Origin of the sequence: Lutibacter sp. HS1-25, from assembly GCF_004121075.1 — a bacterium.
Lineage (GTDB): Bacteria > Bacteroidota > Bacteroidia > Flavobacteriales > Flavobacteriaceae > Lutibacter.
The window spans coordinates 287,743-303,962 of sequence record NZ_RHLN01000001.1; the positions used below are offsets into that span (position 1 = coordinate 287,743).

17 protein-coding genes are annotated in these 16,220 nt (G+C 30.2%); 8 read left to right on the forward strand and 9 right to left on the reverse strand.

Annotated elements, in window-relative coordinates:
• Window positions 1-58: 58 nt before the first annotated feature.
• Window positions 59-436 carry a Na(+)-translocating NADH-quinone reductase subunit F gene (locus EC396_RS01220; RefSeq protein ID WP_129364869.1) on the forward strand — a complete coding sequence of 126 codons (378 nt, stop codon included), beginning with the start codon at window positions 59-61 and terminating at the stop codon, window positions 434-436.
• Between the two features lie 166 nt (window positions 437-602).
• Here EC396_RS01220 and EC396_RS01225 read toward each other — a convergent pair whose 3' ends face one another.
• Both EC396_RS01225 and metG read right to left on the reverse strand, forming a co-directional pair.
• A complete protein-coding gene (locus EC396_RS01225) occupies window positions 603-1,007 on the reverse strand; it encodes a response regulator (RefSeq protein WP_129364870.1) in 405 nt (134 codons plus the stop codon).
• A 366-nt stretch (window positions 1,008-1,373) separates the two neighbouring features.
• Window positions 1,374-3,431, reverse strand: a complete 2,058-nt coding sequence (metG, locus tag EC396_RS01230; protein ID WP_205757893.1) for a methionine--tRNA ligase — start codon at window positions 3,429-3,431, stop codon at window positions 1,374-1,376.
• Between the two features lie 102 nt (window positions 3,432-3,533).
• Between metG and EC396_RS01235 the strand changes: the two genes are divergently transcribed.
• The 4 genes from EC396_RS01235 (at window position 3,534) to EC396_RS01250 (ending at window position 7,016) form a co-directional block, all read left to right on the forward strand.
• Entirely contained in the window at window positions 3,534-4,430 is an 897-nt protein-coding gene (locus EC396_RS01235) for an LD-carboxypeptidase (RefSeq protein WP_129364871.1), read from the forward strand.
• Between the two features lie 3 nt (window positions 4,431-4,433).
• Complete coding sequence (locus tag EC396_RS01240; protein WP_129364872.1) at window positions 4,434-5,069, forward strand: hypothetical protein; 636 nt, start codon at window positions 4,434-4,436, stop codon at window positions 5,067-5,069.
• A 209-nt stretch (window positions 5,070-5,278) separates the two neighbouring features.
• A complete protein-coding gene (locus EC396_RS01245) occupies window positions 5,279-6,283 on the forward strand; it encodes a DNA adenine methylase (protein ID WP_129364873.1) in 1,005 nt (334 codons plus the stop codon).
• Entirely contained in the window at window positions 6,273-7,016 is a 744-nt protein-coding gene (locus EC396_RS01250; protein ID WP_129364874.1) for a glycosyltransferase, read from the forward strand. Before EC396_RS01245 ends, EC396_RS01250 begins: the two co-directional genes overlap by 11 nt.
• 66 nt (window positions 7,017-7,082) lie before the next feature.
• On the opposite strand, the gene EC396_RS01255 is transcribed toward EC396_RS01250, so the two are convergent.
• Both EC396_RS01255 and EC396_RS01260 read right to left on the reverse strand, forming a co-directional pair.
• Entirely contained in the window at window positions 7,083-7,985 is a 903-nt protein-coding gene (locus EC396_RS01255) for an outer membrane beta-barrel protein (protein WP_129364875.1), read from the reverse strand.
• A 126-nt stretch (window positions 7,986-8,111) separates the two neighbouring features.
• Window positions 8,112-8,444 carry an arsenate reductase family protein gene (locus EC396_RS01260; protein ID WP_129364876.1) on the reverse strand — a complete coding sequence of 111 codons (333 nt, stop codon included), beginning with the start codon at window positions 8,442-8,444 and terminating at the stop codon, window positions 8,112-8,114.
• A gap of 78 nt (window positions 8,445-8,522) precedes the next feature.
• Here EC396_RS01260 and EC396_RS01265 point away from each other — a divergent pair, with 78 nt between their 5' ends.
• Complete coding sequence (locus EC396_RS01265; RefSeq protein ID WP_129364877.1) at window positions 8,523-8,978, forward strand: DinB family protein; 456 nt, start codon at window positions 8,523-8,525, stop codon at window positions 8,976-8,978.
• Window positions 8,979-8,994: 16 nt separating this feature from the next.
• Here EC396_RS01265 and EC396_RS01270 read toward each other — a convergent pair whose 3' ends face one another.
• From EC396_RS01270 to EC396_RS01280, 3 genes are all read right to left on the reverse strand, one after another.
• Entirely contained in the window at window positions 8,995-9,786 is a 792-nt protein-coding gene (locus EC396_RS01270; RefSeq protein ID WP_129364878.1) for a glutamate dehydrogenase, read from the reverse strand.
• Between the two features lie 69 nt (window positions 9,787-9,855).
• On the reverse strand, window positions 9,856-11,454 hold the full coding sequence (locus EC396_RS01275; protein WP_129364879.1) for an Ig-like domain-containing protein: 1,599 nt from the start codon (window positions 11,452-11,454) through the stop codon (window positions 9,856-9,858).
• Window positions 11,455-11,485: 31 nt separating this feature from the next.
• Window positions 11,486-12,172 (reverse strand): ComF family protein, encoded by a 687-nt coding sequence (locus EC396_RS01280; RefSeq protein WP_129364880.1) that lies wholly within the window; start codon window positions 12,170-12,172, stop codon window positions 11,486-11,488.
• 200 nt (window positions 12,173-12,372) lie between these two features.
• On the opposite strand from EC396_RS01280, the gene EC396_RS01285 reads away from it, so the two are divergent.
• Window positions 12,373-13,257 carry a hypothetical protein gene (locus EC396_RS01285; RefSeq protein ID WP_129364881.1) on the forward strand — a complete coding sequence of 295 codons (885 nt, stop codon included), beginning with the start codon at window positions 12,373-12,375 and terminating at the stop codon, window positions 13,255-13,257.
• A gap of 107 nt (window positions 13,258-13,364) precedes the next feature.
• Window positions 13,365-14,906 carry a glycine--tRNA ligase gene (locus tag EC396_RS01290; protein ID WP_129364882.1) on the forward strand — a complete coding sequence of 514 codons (1,542 nt, stop codon included), beginning with the start codon at window positions 13,365-13,367 and terminating at the stop codon, window positions 14,904-14,906.
• Window positions 14,907-15,074: 168 nt separating this feature from the next.
• Here the strand turns inward: EC396_RS01290 and EC396_RS01295 are convergent, their stop codons facing one another.
• Both EC396_RS01295 and EC396_RS01300 read right to left on the reverse strand, forming a co-directional pair.
• On the reverse strand, window positions 15,075-15,575 hold the full coding sequence (locus tag EC396_RS01295) for a hypothetical protein (protein WP_129364883.1): 501 nt from the start codon (window positions 15,573-15,575) through the stop codon (window positions 15,075-15,077).
• A 17-nt stretch (window positions 15,576-15,592) separates the two neighbouring features.
• On the reverse strand, window positions 15,593-16,183 hold the full coding sequence (locus EC396_RS01300) for a DUF3575 domain-containing protein (RefSeq protein ID WP_129364884.1): 591 nt from the start codon (window positions 16,181-16,183) through the stop codon (window positions 15,593-15,595).
• Window positions 16,184-16,220 lie beyond the last annotated feature (37 nt).

A 16,220-nucleotide genomic window follows, 5' to 3' on the forward strand; every position in this document is an offset into this window, starting at 1 on the left:
AATAAATTAATAAAAATCCGATATATTTGTATCGGATTTTTTTATACCCTTTTTTAAAATGAGTAGACCACTTACAAAACAAGAACTACATAATTTAGCAATGAACATTGTTGGTAAAGATTTAGAAGCTAAAGGCTATGAATTTTTAGCAGTTAATAGTCAATTAAAAAGAAATCCGCAATTTGTTTGTATAGATAAAAATAACCAACGTTATTTTGTAATTGTAAAAGTTGGTAGTATATCAGATTTTCCAATAACTTTTGATGTAATTTGGATGGAAACATTCAAACATCATGCACGTAATCAACAAGCCAAAGTTGTTTTTGCTGGTGTAGGTTTGGGTAATGTTGCAGACAAAACACAACCTCCAAATTTAAATGAAGCTTATTTGCTGCAATATGAAGGTTTAGAATACTTAGATATTGAGAACAATTAAAATATTAAATCAGATAGCCTTATTTGGAGTAAAAAGTTTATAATAAGTGTGTTAATTGTCTCAACTTAAAAACGCTGTAAACTGATGTTTTTTACGAATAATTTGTATGCTGTTGAAGGTAGTTTGGAAATAAATATTTAAGCTAAAAAAGTAATTAGGTTTATATTTAAAGCTGTTTTAAAGCATATTTTAATAGAATGTTATAAAATGCTTCCGTTTTAAAGGGTTTAATTATACAGTCATCCATTCCAGCATCCTTCATTTTTTTGATTTCATCAATTGAATCGTGTCCAGACATCCCTATAATTGGAATTTTTGAAACTGCTGTAGAAATATTATTTCTAATAATTTTGGTAGCATCACAACCATTCATCACAGGCATTTCTACATCCATTAAAACTACATTGTATAAGTTGTTTTGAGTTTTCTCAATTGCTTCTATACCATTTTCGGCAATATCAACTTTACAATTCCACATTTCCAATCGGGTTTTAGTTAATATTTGATTGGTTTTATTATCTTCAACTAAAAGAATATTATAATTTAATGGGGTAAAGTCAATTGGTTTCATAATGTGTTTTTTAAAATTATGCTAATATTCAGTTGCCCTTAATTATTTGTTGAATTTTATTTAAACGATATTTTTTACCTACAAGTACTTAACTTGTTTTAACAAATTAAATATAACAATTGATTTGTTAAATTTAAATGAAGGTAGCTACTTAGGTAAATTTTTAAAAGGCATCGTTTAATATGAGGTTTGGGCGGTAGATATTATTATTTTTCAATATTTTAATAAAATGGGGTTTTGATTTTTAAAATTACAATTTTTTTCTGAAGTGTATGTTTTTTTTTTGAAAATTGTACAAACAAAAAACCCTTCTAAATAGTTTAATAAATTAACTATATAGAAGGGTTTAATTTGAATCTTTTTATTTTAACTTATTTGTTCACCATTGGTAACCGAACCGTTTTGAGGCTCAATAAAAGCTAGTTTTCCATCAGGAGTGTTGGTCATTAAAATCATTCCCTGACTTTCAATACCTTTTAAAACACGCGGTGCTAAATTTACCAAAACAGTTACTTTTTGACCTATAATTGCTGAAGGTTCAAAACTTTCAGCAATACCAGAAACAATGGTTCTAACATCAATTCCTACATCTACTTTTAGTTGTAGTAATTTTTTAGTTTTAGGCACTTTTACAGCTTCTAAAATGGTACCAACACGCATATCTAATTTGGTAAAATCGTCAAATTGTATGGTTTCTTTTTGCGGTTCAACTGTTTTATTTTCTGCTTCATTGGCTTGTTTTGTAGCTTCTAGTTTATCCAATTGTTTTTGAATTTCTTCATCTTCAATTTTAGCAAATAACAACTCAGCCTGACCTATTTTGTGATTTGTGGCAATTAAAGTATCAGCTTCAGCAATATCATCCCATTTAACACTTTCAGCAATATTTAAAATACCTTTTAATTTTGTTGAAGTAAAAGGTAAAAATGGCTCGCATACAATTGAAAGTCCTGTTGCAATTTGCAAAGCAACATACATAATTGTTTTTACACGTTCTGGATCTGTTTTTATCAATTTCCAAGGCTCTTCATCAGCCAAATATTTATTTCCTAAACGGGCTAAATTCATCAATTCTTGCGAAGCTTCTCTAAAACGGTAACGGTCTATAGAATTGGCTATTATTGATGGGTATTTTTGTAATTTTTCTAAGGTTTCATTGTCCACATCGCTCAACTCATTTGGTTCAGGAACAACACCTTCGTAATATTTATTGGTCAGCACAACAACTCTGTTGATAAAGTTTCCAAAAATGGCAACCAACTCGTTGTTGTTTCTTGCCTGAAAATCTTTCCAAGTAAAATCATTGTCTTTAGTTTCAGGTGCATTGGCTGTTAAGGCATAGCGTAAAACATCTTGCTGATTTGGAAAATCTTCTAAATATTCGTGCAACCAAACCGCCCAATTTTTTGAAGTTGAAATTTTATCGCCCTCTAAATTTAAAAATTCGTTGGCTGGTACATTTTCAGGTAAAATATAACTTCCTTCGGCTTTTAACATTGCCGGAAAAATAATACAATGAAAAACAATATTGTCTTTTCCAATAAAGTGAATCAATTTAGTGTCCTTATCTTTCCAATAAGGTTCCCAATCTTTTCCTTCGCGCGCGGCCCATTCTTTGGTAGATGAAATATAGCCAATAGGCGCATCAAACCAAACGTATAAAACTTTGCCTTCTCCACCTTCAACAGGTACAGGAATTCCCCAGTCTAAATCGCGTGTTACTGCTCTAGGTTTTAAACCATCGTCTAACCACGATTTTACTTGTCCTAATACATTTGTTTTCCAGTCGTTTTTATGACCTTCAACAATCCATTCTCTTAACCATTGCTCGTATTTATCTAAAGGTAAATACCAGTGTTTGGTCACTTTCATAGTAGGAACGTTTCCTGTAATGGCAGATTTTGGATTGATTAGATCTGTTGCATTGTGGCTGGTTCCACATTTTTCGCATTGGTCGCCATAACTTTCTTCGTTGCCACATTTAGGGCAAGTTCCAATTACAAAACGATCGGCTAAAAACTGATTGGCTTCCTCATCGTATAATTGCTCGGTAGATTCTTCAATAAATTTATCTTCGTCGTATAATTTTTTAAAAAATTCTGAAGCTGTTTTATGATGAATTTCAGCTGAAGTACGCGAATAATTATCAAAAGAAATTCCAAAATCTTCAAAAGACTTTTTTATAATAGCATTGTATTTATCTACAATATCTTGTGGAGAAACACCTTCTTTTTTAGCTTTTATGGTAATTGGCACACCATGCTCGTCTGATCCGCAAATGTAAATTACATCGTTTCCGGTGGCACGTAAAAAACGTGCATAAATATCAGCAGGTACATAAACCCCTGCTAAATGCCCAATATGTACTGGTCCGTTAGTATAAGGTAGCGCTGCTGTAATGGTATATCTTTGTGAATTGCTCATCAAAATTTGTTTAAGAAAGTGCAAAAATAAGGATTGTTTATTAGAAAATTGAATAGTTGAAACTGTTTTCGTATTTTGCAATAAGATTTATTTTTAATATATATGATTCAGCCTAACTATTTACAGCCAAAAGATACCGTTGCTATTGTATCTACGGCTCGAAAAATCACCTTAAAAGAAATTCAACCAGCCATTAGTTTATTAGAAAGTTGGGGTTTAAAAGTAATTATTGGCGATACAATTGGATTAGAAGACAATCAGTTTGCAGGAACCGACGCGCAACGTGCTGCCGATTTTCAGCAAATGCTAGACAATCCTACAATAAAAGCCATTTGGTGTGCACGCGGCGGTTACGGAACTGTGCGAATTGTAGAATCGCTAGATTTTACGCAATTTAAAAAGCAACCTAAATGGGTTATTGGCTATTCTGATATTACCGTTTTGCACAATCAAATTCACAGTTTTGGTATTGAAACACTGCATGCATTAATGCCTATAGACATTTCAAAAAGTACAGAAAAGGCCATAAAATCTTTAAAAAAATGCTTGTTTAGCAACGCTATTTCTTATGAAATTCCTACTTCTGAAATAAATAGAAAAGGAAATACCCGTGGCGAGTTTATAGGTGGAAATTTATCTATTTTATATAGTTTGCTAGGTAGTGATTCATCTTTAAAAACCGTTGGCAAAATATTGTTTATTGAAGATTTGGACGAATATTTATACCACATAGATCGAATGATGATGAATTTGAAACGCAATGGTTATTTTGATAATTTAAAAGGTTTGGTTGTTGGTAGTATGACAGATATGCACGACAATACGGTTCCGTTTGGTAAAAATGCCTATCAAATTATTTCAGATATTGTTGCTGAATACAATTTTCCGGTAGCTTTTAATTTTCCTGCGGGACATATAAAAGACAATCGTGGATTGATTTTAGGTAGACACGTGAATTTTGATGTGAATGGTAAAGTTGTAAAACTTTCATTTTTATAAAAAATGAATTTTGAATTGCTTGAAATTGAACTTAAAAAACGGTTGAATTACAACTATTTTTGGGGAAGAAAACAAATAGATTTATTTGACAAGCAAACTAATTTTATTTACAAAATACCTGATTTTGAAACACTTTTAAATACCATTGAAAGTGCATTTAAAAACAATCAAAATTTTGACGATTTACAAAACTATGCTTTAAATAGGTGGTATAATTTTTGGTCTGCAAAAGCGGTTGAAAGTATTTTTTGTGAAGCTAAAATTGTAAAACAAAATCCAAATTTAAAAGACAAATACATTGATTTTTATATTGAAAACATTCCGTTAGACCATAAAACGACGGTATTTCCAAAAGGATTTAAAAAATCAATTCCCTATGCTATTAATCATAAAATGGAATTAATTGAATGGTTGTACAACAATCAAAGTGCAGAACAAAGAAAGCACTTTAAAAACAGAATTTTTGTTGTGCTTATTGATTTTGAGCATCAAACGGAACATTGGAAATTAAAAGCCGAAATACTTTGGTTAAAAAAAATAATCTCAACTTATTTAAGTAATTTTGACCGCTCAAAACTACAAACATTTACTTTTGAAAATAAAACAGTATTTGCTGATGTTATTTGGGCAATTAAATGAGATAATAAAGTTTAAAGTCTAAAGTCAAAGTCTAAAGTTTAAAGTTTAAAGTTTAAAGTCAAAAGTCAGAGTCAAAGTTAAAGTTCTGGTGGCTGAGCGTAGTCGAAGCCAGAACTCAGTCAAAAGTCAAAAGTCAAAAGTCAAAGTCTAGGTCAAAGTTAAAGTCTAAAGTCAAAGCCAAATTGTAAGTAAATAAAATTAAACTAACATTGAATTATATAGGTTCCAAACATAAATTATCATCATTTCTTAAAAAGGCAATTCAGGAAACTGTTAAAGCAGATTTGTCTGAGTTGGTTTTTTGCGATTTGTTTGCGGGTACTGGCATTGTTGGGCGTAATTTTAAATTGTTGGTAAAGCAAGTAATAGCAAATGATGTTGAGTTTTACAGTTATGTTTTAAATTGTAATTATATTGGCAATTCGGTCGCTTTAGATTCTGAAAAATATTTCGATTTTTTAAATAATTTAGAAGGCGTTAAAGGTTTTATTTTTGAAAATTATTGTGAAAATGGGAGTGCAGATAGGTTGTATTTTTCGGCTGAAAATGGTCAAAAAATTGATGCTATTAGAATGCAAATTGAAGCCTGGAAAATTTCAAAAGATATTACTAAAAATGAATACTTTTTTTTATTAGCCAGTTTAATTGAAAGTGCCGATAAAGTGGCAAATACAGCTTCAGTTTACGGTGCATATTTAAAAAAACTAAAGAAATCTGCTCAAAAAAAAATGATACTTGAGCCAGCAATATTTGAAATTTCAAAAAATATAAATCAAGTTTTTAATGAAGATGGCAATGAGCTAATTCATAAAATAAAAGGAGATATTTTATACTTAGATCCGCCATACAATGCCAGGCAATATGGTTCAAATTATCATTTGCTTACAACAATTGCCAAGTACGATGCGTTTATACCAAAAGGTAAAACAGGTTTGCGAGACTATTATCGTTCGGCTTATTGCAAAAAAAATCAAGTCAAAAAATCTTTCGATGAATTGATAAAAAACGCTAACTTTAAATACATTTTTTTAAGTTATAATAATGAAGGTTTAATGACTGAAAATGAGGTGAAAACAATTATGAAAGCCTACGGAAATTACAGTCTGAAAACAACAAAATATCAGCGATTTAAGGCTGATAAGACCGAAAACAGAAATCACAAAGCAACTGAAACAGTTGAATATTTACATATATTAGAAAAGCATGGAGAATAATTCAGAAAACACTAATTATATTTTTTGTATGAAATGGGGTACTTTATATGGTGCCGAGTATGTAAACAGATTATATTCTATGGTAAATCGCAATTTAACTTACCCTTTTAAAATGGTTTGTTTTACTGATGATACTACGGGAATTATTGATGATGTGCAATGCTTTCCTATTCCAGAAATTAATTTAGATTCCAATCTTCCTGAACGTATGTGGAAAAAATTAACCACATTAAAAGAAGATTTATATGGTTTACAAGGGCGTGCTTTGTTTTTAGATTTAGACATTGTAATTGTAGACAATATTGATTGTTTTTTTGAAGTTGAAGGTGAATTTAGAATTATAAAAGACCACGGCTGGAGAAGTTGGAGAATTACAGGAAACTCATCGGTTTATAGATTTGATATTGGTAAGCACGGTTATGTTTTTGACGATTTTATTGCGGGTTCTGACGCGGTTTTAAAAAAACACAGAAACGAACAGGAGTATTTAACCCACGCTATTAACGATAAAGGAAAATTACAATATTGGCCAAAAGAGTGGTGTCCAAGTTATAAATACGATTGCAATTCGCGTTTTCCTATTTCAGTTTGGAAAAAACCAACCATACCTCCAGGTGCAAAAATTATTATTTTTCACGGTGAAATAAATCCGCATAAAGCGGTAAAAGGCGGACGCGGTAAATGGTATCGTTACGTGCAACCAGCACCTTGGGTTGAAAAGTATTGGAGATAATATTTTACGCATAAAAAAAGCCTTTTCAACATTTGAAAAGGCTTTTTTGTTTAGTTAAAAAGTGGCTTATTTAGCTTCCTTTTTTGAAAAAGTATACGTAATACCAATGTTTATTCCAAATGAAGAATAAGGTGCTACAGATGATAATGATTTTGAAGGGTCTGTATTTGGCTCAGGTAATGAATCTACATAATCTATCTCTGAAGGTGCGTAAATAATTCCATAAACAGGGTGGTTTAAAGGTGCATCACCTAAATTCCATGTACCTGAAGGTATTGTAGCTGCAGGTTGCCCACCTCCTAATGAACCTTGAGGTACCGCAGGATAATCAATTGTCAATTCACTAAATTCAGAAGTATCTCTAGTAACGTTAATTCCTAAATATTCTAATTCAGCAAACAAGTTTAAGTTGTTTGTTAATTTGTATTTGTAACCAAAAGCAGCAGTAAATCCTAATGGTGGTCTACCGTGAAAATCGTTAATACCATTAGCGACAATTGGACCAAAAGGAGTAGGTGTTGTTTTTGTAAATGTAGCTTCTGTTTTTCCGCCTAATTTAGAGACTACACCAATTTTTCCGTAAAAGTTTTCGTTAAAATTGTACGCAAGTGCCAAGTTAATTCCAAAAGCCTCAGCATGTGCCTGTCCTTCAGTATATTCTTTAATGTCACCATTGTCCTTTTTTAAATAAGAAGAAATATTTTGATCAGACCCACCTAAGTAACCTAGTGCTAATTCAAGGCCAAACATTTTGTTAAAAAAATAACCACCTCTAAGTTGTGCGTTAAAACCTTCACCGTAGCTACCATAGTGGTTAGTAGCTTTGTCTTGAGCGGTGTTTAAAGAAGTTCCCGTTAAAATTCCTGCAGAACCTATGCTATAGCCTCCACTGGCTGATACATAGAATTGAGCGAAAGTAGCATTGAGTGTAAAAAATGCAATGACAAATAATAATAATTTGAATTTCATAATTATATATAATTAAAGTTTAGTATTGTAAAAATAACTTTATTTATTAAAAAAAGAATTTTTTATGCTAATTTATATAGATTATAGATTATGAAATTGTTTTTTTATTAGATAATTACTTAATTATCAAATATTGTCAACTCTTTTTTTTGTGTTTCCAACGTAAACTTCGGTGTTGTTTATAATTACAGGACGTTTTAAAAAGGTGTATTCATCTAAAATTAGTTGTCGGTAATCTTTTTCGGTTAAAGTTTGATTTTTTAAATCCATTTGCTGGTATTTTTTTGCTCTTCGGCTAAACAGCACTTCGTAACTTTTGGTCATTTCAAACAATTCATCCAATTGTTTTACCGTAATTGGTGTTGTTTTTATTTCTTGTAAAACGTATTCAGAAGTGTCCATTTCTTTTAAAATTTTAACACAAGTATCACAGGTTTTTAGGTAGTATATTTTTTTCATTTTTATAATTTATAATTGAAGTAAAATTAAAACCTTTTTATATTAAATTTGGAAACTCAAAATAAAAATTCATTAAACATGCAAAAAAGATTTGATACCCTATTAAAAACCAGAGAAATGCTACTTAAGGTAATAGCACCTCTTACCAACGAACAAATAAATAAAATACCAACAGGTTTTAAAAACAATATTGCTTGGAATGTGGCACATTTGGTTGTAACGCAACAATTATTGTGTTATAAATTATCGGGTTTAGATTGTATGGTTTCTGATGAAATGATTGAAAATTTTAAGAAGGAGACAGCTCCTAATTATCATATTTCTGATGATGAGTTTGCTATTATTAAAGCGCAATTGTTGCAATTACCTGTTAAATTAGATGAAGATTACAGTAATGGAATTTTTAAAAATTATACTGAATATACTACAAGTGTAAATATAACATTAACATCTATTGAAGATGCTATTGATTTTAATTTATTTCACGAAGGAATTCACTTAGGCGTTGTACTTCAACTTAAAAAATTGGTTTAACACATTAAGGGGAGTGCTAATTTAGATAGTATACATAGCCAAAATGCACAAAAAGCAACCAGTCGTTGTATTTATTAGCCGGATCGGGTTTGGCATTTAAACCATCAACCCAGTTAGAGAAAAAGTATTGCCAGCGTGCCTCTAATAATAAATCGGAATATTCACCCAATCTTAATCTCGTTCCAGCTCCCCAAGTTAAAGAACCTGTAATGCCTGCTGAAACATCAACAGCTCCAGGAACAGCCCATTTAGGATACAATACGCTTGGATCTTCTCTCCAATCTCCTAAATCAGATTTTAAAGAGGGGTTGTAAAAATCGGCCATTAAACCTAAGCTAACATAAGGTGAGAAATTTAACTTAGCATAATGTCGTGTTGCAAAATCTACAATATCTACAATATGAAATTCGAGTTGAGCACCTACATTAAAAACTTGTGTTTTACCATGCATAGCTCTTAATTGTTCACCTGCATAGGATGGTGTCTCGGCATAAATACCATAGTGTTCTAAATTTGATTGCATATATGACAACTCAGATCGCAATCTAAAATGTTCTTGAAAATAATTGGTTCTTTGGTTCCATTTATATCGGTAGTCTGTAAAATTTAAATAATAAACAAGACCAAATCCAGGACCTACATTTCCACCTACGTTTGACTGAAAATCATATCTTTCACCATAATCTGTTGTAAATGATGCGGAGCCAAAAATAAAGCCTATTTCATGACTGCTTTTGTCTTGAGCGTGTGTAGTTGCTATTAAAAAGCAAAAGATTAGGGGGTTAATTATTTTAAATAAACGATTCAATAGGTCGATTTTGTGTTTGCAAAAGTAATAAATTCTATCATAATATTTACAAGCTCAGTTTAATTCGATTTATTTAAATGTAAAATTTTCATTTAAATCCCAATTTGCCCTTAATTCAAACACTGTATCTAGATAAAGAATTTTTTCGGGATAGCGTTTTAATAAATAATTTCCTGTATCCCAAATGCCATTGTTGTTGTCATCAAATATAGCTCTAACTCTGTATTTTTTTGGTTGTAAATATTTAAATGAAACGGTTTGGTCTTGGCTAATGCGTTCAAAAACCACGACTTCTTCTTTGTCTGTAATTAGTTGAATTATTACAGGTGAATTTACATTTGAAACCTGAAAATTAATAGCACCAAAATCTTCAATTTTTTTTGTTTTTACTGAGTAAACTAAGGTGTCGTTTGTGTTTCCAAATACATCATAAATAGTTTCAGGGAGTAAATTAATTTTATATTGATTGTCGAATTCATTTTTAAATAAAAGCGAAAGATTTTTTTTGTACGAGTCGATTTCAGTAGTAAAAGGAACCGCAATAGAATCTTTATTGAAAACCGTAATTTTTGAAATATCAATTTTTTGAATTGGGATATTTGCATTGATTGCAAAAGTATCTAGCGGATTTAAAGTGCTATAATTACTTTTTAAAATTAAAGTATCTTGTTTGGTCGATTTTGTTCTTACAGTAACCGTATCAATAAAATTTAAATTGCGAACTTCAAATTGCAAAGAGTCTATTTCAAAAGGTTTGTGCCAAAAACTAAGCGTATCCTTGTCTTTTTCAAAAACTGTTTGGGTTGTTATAGAGTCGTTTGAAATTTCATCTAATAATTTAATTTTAAAATCTTTACCATCTCCTTCATAACCAAAATAGATGTGTCCTTTTGAAGTTTGAATGGCTTTGATAAATTTAAACGGAATTTCTTCTTTAAAAATTGGAATATTTAAAACCGTATCGGTTGGTAAAGTAATGGGGTCTTTTAAAAAACCTATTTTATCTTGTTTAGGATTGTAAATGTAATTTTTGTTATTTTGTTTTAAAGCCAATGCCAAATATTTACCTTCTTTAAGGTTTGTCAATTCAAAATTGGTGCTATCTAGTGTACTAGTTACGTACATTGGTTTTTCTTTGTATATAATTGAATCTTTAAAAGTTGAATCAATTTCATATAACATTACTATAACATCTTCATCCGTTTTTTGGCTAAGGGCATCATAAACACTTCCTTTAAGTTTTAGCGAATCTATATAAGAACCTGTGGAAAAAACGTATTTAAAACTTTTTAATTGATTTCCTTCGTTATTATCAACTACACTATTTCCAAAATTAATGGTATAAGTGGTGTTTTCTTTTAAAGTATCTGTTATTTTAATGGTTAATATTTTACTTGCTGTACCAACAGGTATAATATCTAGCGTGCTTTTAAGTGGTGGTGATACTATTAATTGTTTGTTAACATCTTTTAACTTTATAAATTCATCAAAATAGATTTTAATTTTTTTAGCACTAAATTGTGTACTTTCCTGACTTGGACTAGCGCTAATTAAAATAGGAGCTGTAAGGTCTTTTTCACCTCCAGTTGGTCGACCTCTTTTTGCGCAATTTACAAATGTAAAAATAACGGCTAGTAAGATTAAAATTTTATTAAAACTAAAATTCATAAAAAAAATTTAGTGCAAAATAACAATTTATTTATTTAGTGTATGCCATACAAGCAATACTAATTTTAATGTTTTTGGTTTTTTCAAATGCTTTGCAACAAGCTTCAAGTGTAGCACCTGTTGTAATAATATCATCAATTAACAAAATATGCTTGTTTTCTAAAGCTAAATCATCTTCAATAATAAATTGATTTGAAACATTTTGCCATCTGCTCAATCGTATTTTTTTAGATTGTGTATTTGTAAATAAGTTTCTTTTTAAAATTGTTTCATTAAACGGAATGTCTAATTTTTTAGACAAACTTTTGCCAAATGTTGTTACTTGGTTGTAACCCCTTGTTTTCATTTTTTTAGGATGAAGAGGCACAGGTATAATATAGTCAATATTTAAAAATCTACTACTTTCAAAGATCTCATTTCCAAGCCAATTACCTAAAAAGGTTCCAACTTGTTGTTGATTTTTATATTTAAGCGCATGAATCAATTCTTGAACGTTCCCTTTTTTGAAAAAATAGAACAAAGCAGTTGCATTTTTAACAGGAATTCTACCGTAAAAAGACTGCTCAATGGCATTGTCTTTTTCATTACTAAAATTGGTTAATGGTAAATCGTGTCTGCATTCAATACAAACTATTAGTTCGTTAGAAGTTAGCTGTTTATGGCAGCATAAGCATACATCAGGATAAAATATAGCGTAGATGTCTTTTAAAATATTCATAGCAACACCATTTTTGTTTCACAATTTAAAATAAAAATGATGAATTTTTTGAAACAAACCATAAAAAAATATGAAATTAATAAAAGAATGGTTAAATTTATCTCTGCTTTTTAAATGTAACCCCAAAAAATATTTATTATATATTATGTAATTTATTTACGTAATTTGCGTTGAATTATTAAATACATAAAATTTATATCATGGAAGAAAATAAAAAATCAAATAGTAAACTTATAATCATTGCATTAGCTATATTATTGGCGGGTGTTTTGGGTTATACATTCTATTTAAATAAAGAACACAAAGAAATTACCAACGCAATTGAAGCTGAAAAATCTGAGATTGAGTTAAATTTAGATAGCATGATTGTTAAATATGAAAATGCTATTGGAGAAAATACTGCAATGGCAGATGAATTAGCAATTGAGCGCGATAAAATTATTGCATTAAGAGACTCAGTTAAAAATTTAAAAGCAGTTAATTATAGTTTAATTAGTCGTTACAGAAAACAAATTGAAAAATTAGAAGCATCTAATAAAGAGTTGTTTGCTATGAATGAAGAGTTAAATAAGAAAAATAAATTGCTACTTAAAGGTTTAGATAGTGCAAATACAACAATTTCAACCCAAAGAGCAATAAACGATACTTTAACAATTAAAAATGTTGATTTAAGTGAAAAAGTTGCTATTGGTTCTATTTTAAAGGTAAATACTATTAAAGTATTGTCAATGCGTGAGAAATCTAACGGAAAGTTAGTAGAAACTGAAAGGTCTAAAAATACAGATGCTTTTAGAATTAATTTTACAGTAGCTAACAATGCAATTGCTGAGCAAGGAGAAAGAGAAGTTTATATTCAAATTATTGATCCTAAAGGAAATACTATTGGAAACGCTGGTGAATTAATGCTTGTTGATGGTACAACTGTAACTTATAGTGATAGAACTATTATTGATTATTTAAATCAAGATGTGTCTGTAATTTCATTAGTTGAAGTTAACAGAGACGCTTTAGAATCAGGTGTATACACTGTTAATATATATGTTGATGATGTTAATAGCGGTGTTGGTACAGTTACTTTAAAGTAATCTACAAAATCCCAATTAAAATTATTTAATGTTAATTGAGTGGAAATAGTTTAAGCTATTTCCACTTTTTTATTTTTTAGAATTAAAACCTTTACTATTTTTGCAAGATGGCAAATCAAGAAGATCAATTTAAAAAAGTAGTTTCACACGCAAAAGAATACGGATACGTATTTCAATCTAGTGAAATTTACGATGGTTTGAGTGCAGTATATGACTATGCTCAAAACGGTGTAGAATTAAAGAAAAATATTAGAGACTATTGGTGGAAAGCAATGGTTCAAATGCACGAAAATATTGTTGGCTTAGATGCTGCAATTTTTATGCATCCAACCACTTGGAAAGCTTCGGGTCACGTAGATGCCTTCAATGATCCTTTAATTGACAATAAAGATTCTAAAAAAAGATATAGAGCCGATGTACTTATTGAAGATTACGTTGGAAAACTAGATGCTAAAATTGAAAAAGAAGTTGAAAAAGCTGCTAAACGTTTTGGAGCATCTTTTGATAAAGAACAATTTTTGGCTACCAATGCTCGCGTTGTAGAATATAAAAATCAAGGCAATGCTATTTTAAAACGCATGGGACAATCTTTAGAAAAAGAAGATTTGGCTGATGTTAAAGCATTGATTGAAGAATTGGAAATTGGCTGTCCGCTTTCAGGTTCAAAAAACTGGACAGATGTTAAGCAATTCAACCTTATGTTTGGTACTAAATTAGGTGCATCTGCAGATACTGCAATGGACTTGTATTTACGTCCTGAAACTGCTCAAGGTATTTTTGTTAACTTTTTAAATGTGCAAAAAACAGGTAGAATGAAAATTCCGTTTGGAATTGCTCAAACGGGTAAAGCATTTAGAAATGAAATAGTTGCGCGTCAGTTTATTTTCCGTATGCGTGAATTTGAACAAATGGAAATGCAATTTTTTGTACGTCCTGGAACTCAAAAAGAATGGTACGAACAGTGGAAAGAAACGCGTTTAAAATGGCACCTTTCTTTAGGAATGGGAGCTGATAATTATCGTTTTCATGACCACGAAAAATTAGCACATTATGCTGATGCTGCTGCTGATATTGAATTTAAATTCCCATTTGGTTTTAAAGAATTAGAAGGAATTCATTCGCGTACAGATTTTGATTTATCTAGTCACGAAAAATATTCAGGTAAAAAATTAAACTATTTTGATCCAGAAATAAACGAACATTATATTCCTTATGTGGTTGAAACTTCTATTGGTTTAGACCGTATGTTTTTGGCTGTTTTCTCTCACGCTTTGCAAGATGAAGAATTAGAAAATGGAACAACACGTACAGTTTTAAAATTACCAGCAGTTTTAGCACCTGTAAAAGCAGCTATTTTACCATTGGTTAAAAAAGATGGTTTACCTGAAGTTGCGCGTAAAATTGTAGAAGATTTGAAATGGGATTTCAATGTTGCTTACGATGAAAAAGATGCCGTTGGAAGACGTTATAGAAGACAAGATGCAAACGGAACACCGTTTTGTATTACGGTAGATCACGAAACTTTAACAGACGATGCTGTTACCATTCGTTACAGAGATACTATGGATCAAAAACGTGTTAAAATTGCCGATTTAAAAGCAATTATTAAAGAAGAAGTTGATGTTAAAAACTGGTTAATGAAAATGTAATTTTTTTATTAAAAAGCATAAAAAAGGGCTCTCTAAAAAGTATTAAAACTCGTCTACCTGAACTTGATTTAGGTTCTAATTGATAAATGATCAATGTGATGAGATTCTGAAACAAATTCGGAATGATGGATACTTAGTTTTTAGAGAGCCTTTTTTTATGAAATTTTTTTAATTAATTCTATAACCAATATTAATTCCTGCTCTAGGTACAATTGAAGGTGCATTTGAATTAAATAAATTTCTACCTATTCCTCCAAAAATATCAATTACAAATCCTTTTGGCGATACATATTTTGTACCAACAGCAATACCCAATGCGCCATCGGTATAATTTTTAAAGGTGTTAGGCGCATCCTTAATTTTAATTTCTTTTTCACCACTATTAACACCTATAAATACTTCTCCAAAAAACCTCCAATTTGTTCTTGACTGAAAATGGTGGCGAAAATATGGTGTAAACATTGTTTTTTCGTTGTAGCTAAAACTTGCACCTTCATCAAGGTTAAAAAAAGCTGAAATTCCTAACGAAGATTCTTCATTTAAAAAATGTTCGTATGAAACTTCAATAGATTTTAAAATTAAACCATCAAACAAATCAATTTTAACTTCATTTTGAGCCTGACTAAGTGTACACGCTAAAATTGTGAATGCAAATATTAATTTTTTCATTTTTATATTAAATTTTATTAAAATCGTTTTCCAAAAGTCAAACCAAAGCGAGGTACAAAATCGTCTGAATTATTGCTAAATAAATTTCTACCAGCACCACCATAAACCTCAAAAACAAACCCACTGTTTGTCATAAATTTTCCACCAACAGAAACTCCCAATGCAAAATCAGTTTCATTTTTAGGGTCATATGAACTGTTAGGGTAATTAATATCATTGTTGTAGTCATAATAAAAAGGATCGTAATAATATTCGTTATTAACTACATTCAACATACCAAAACCTTCAACAAAAAAACCTGTTGCTTTTTTATTGCCAAAATAGACTCTATAATAAGGTGTTAACGCAAATTTAATGTCTAATTCATCATCAATTGCAAATAAAACATCCAGACCAACACTCGACTCATCATTGATCAAATAAGCATAGCCAATTTCAGGAATTCCACCTAAAAGGTATGCTACGTTTAACTTAATTTCATTGTTTCCTTCCGAGTTGTTTTTAACAGTTTTTGTTTGGGTTGAAGTAGTTTCTAAAGTTGTACTTTCTTGGGCGAAAGTATAAAAGCCAATCAGTAAAAATGAGGCTACACAAAATAATTTTTTCATCAATTTTTTATTTTAAATTCAACCCAAATTTAAACAT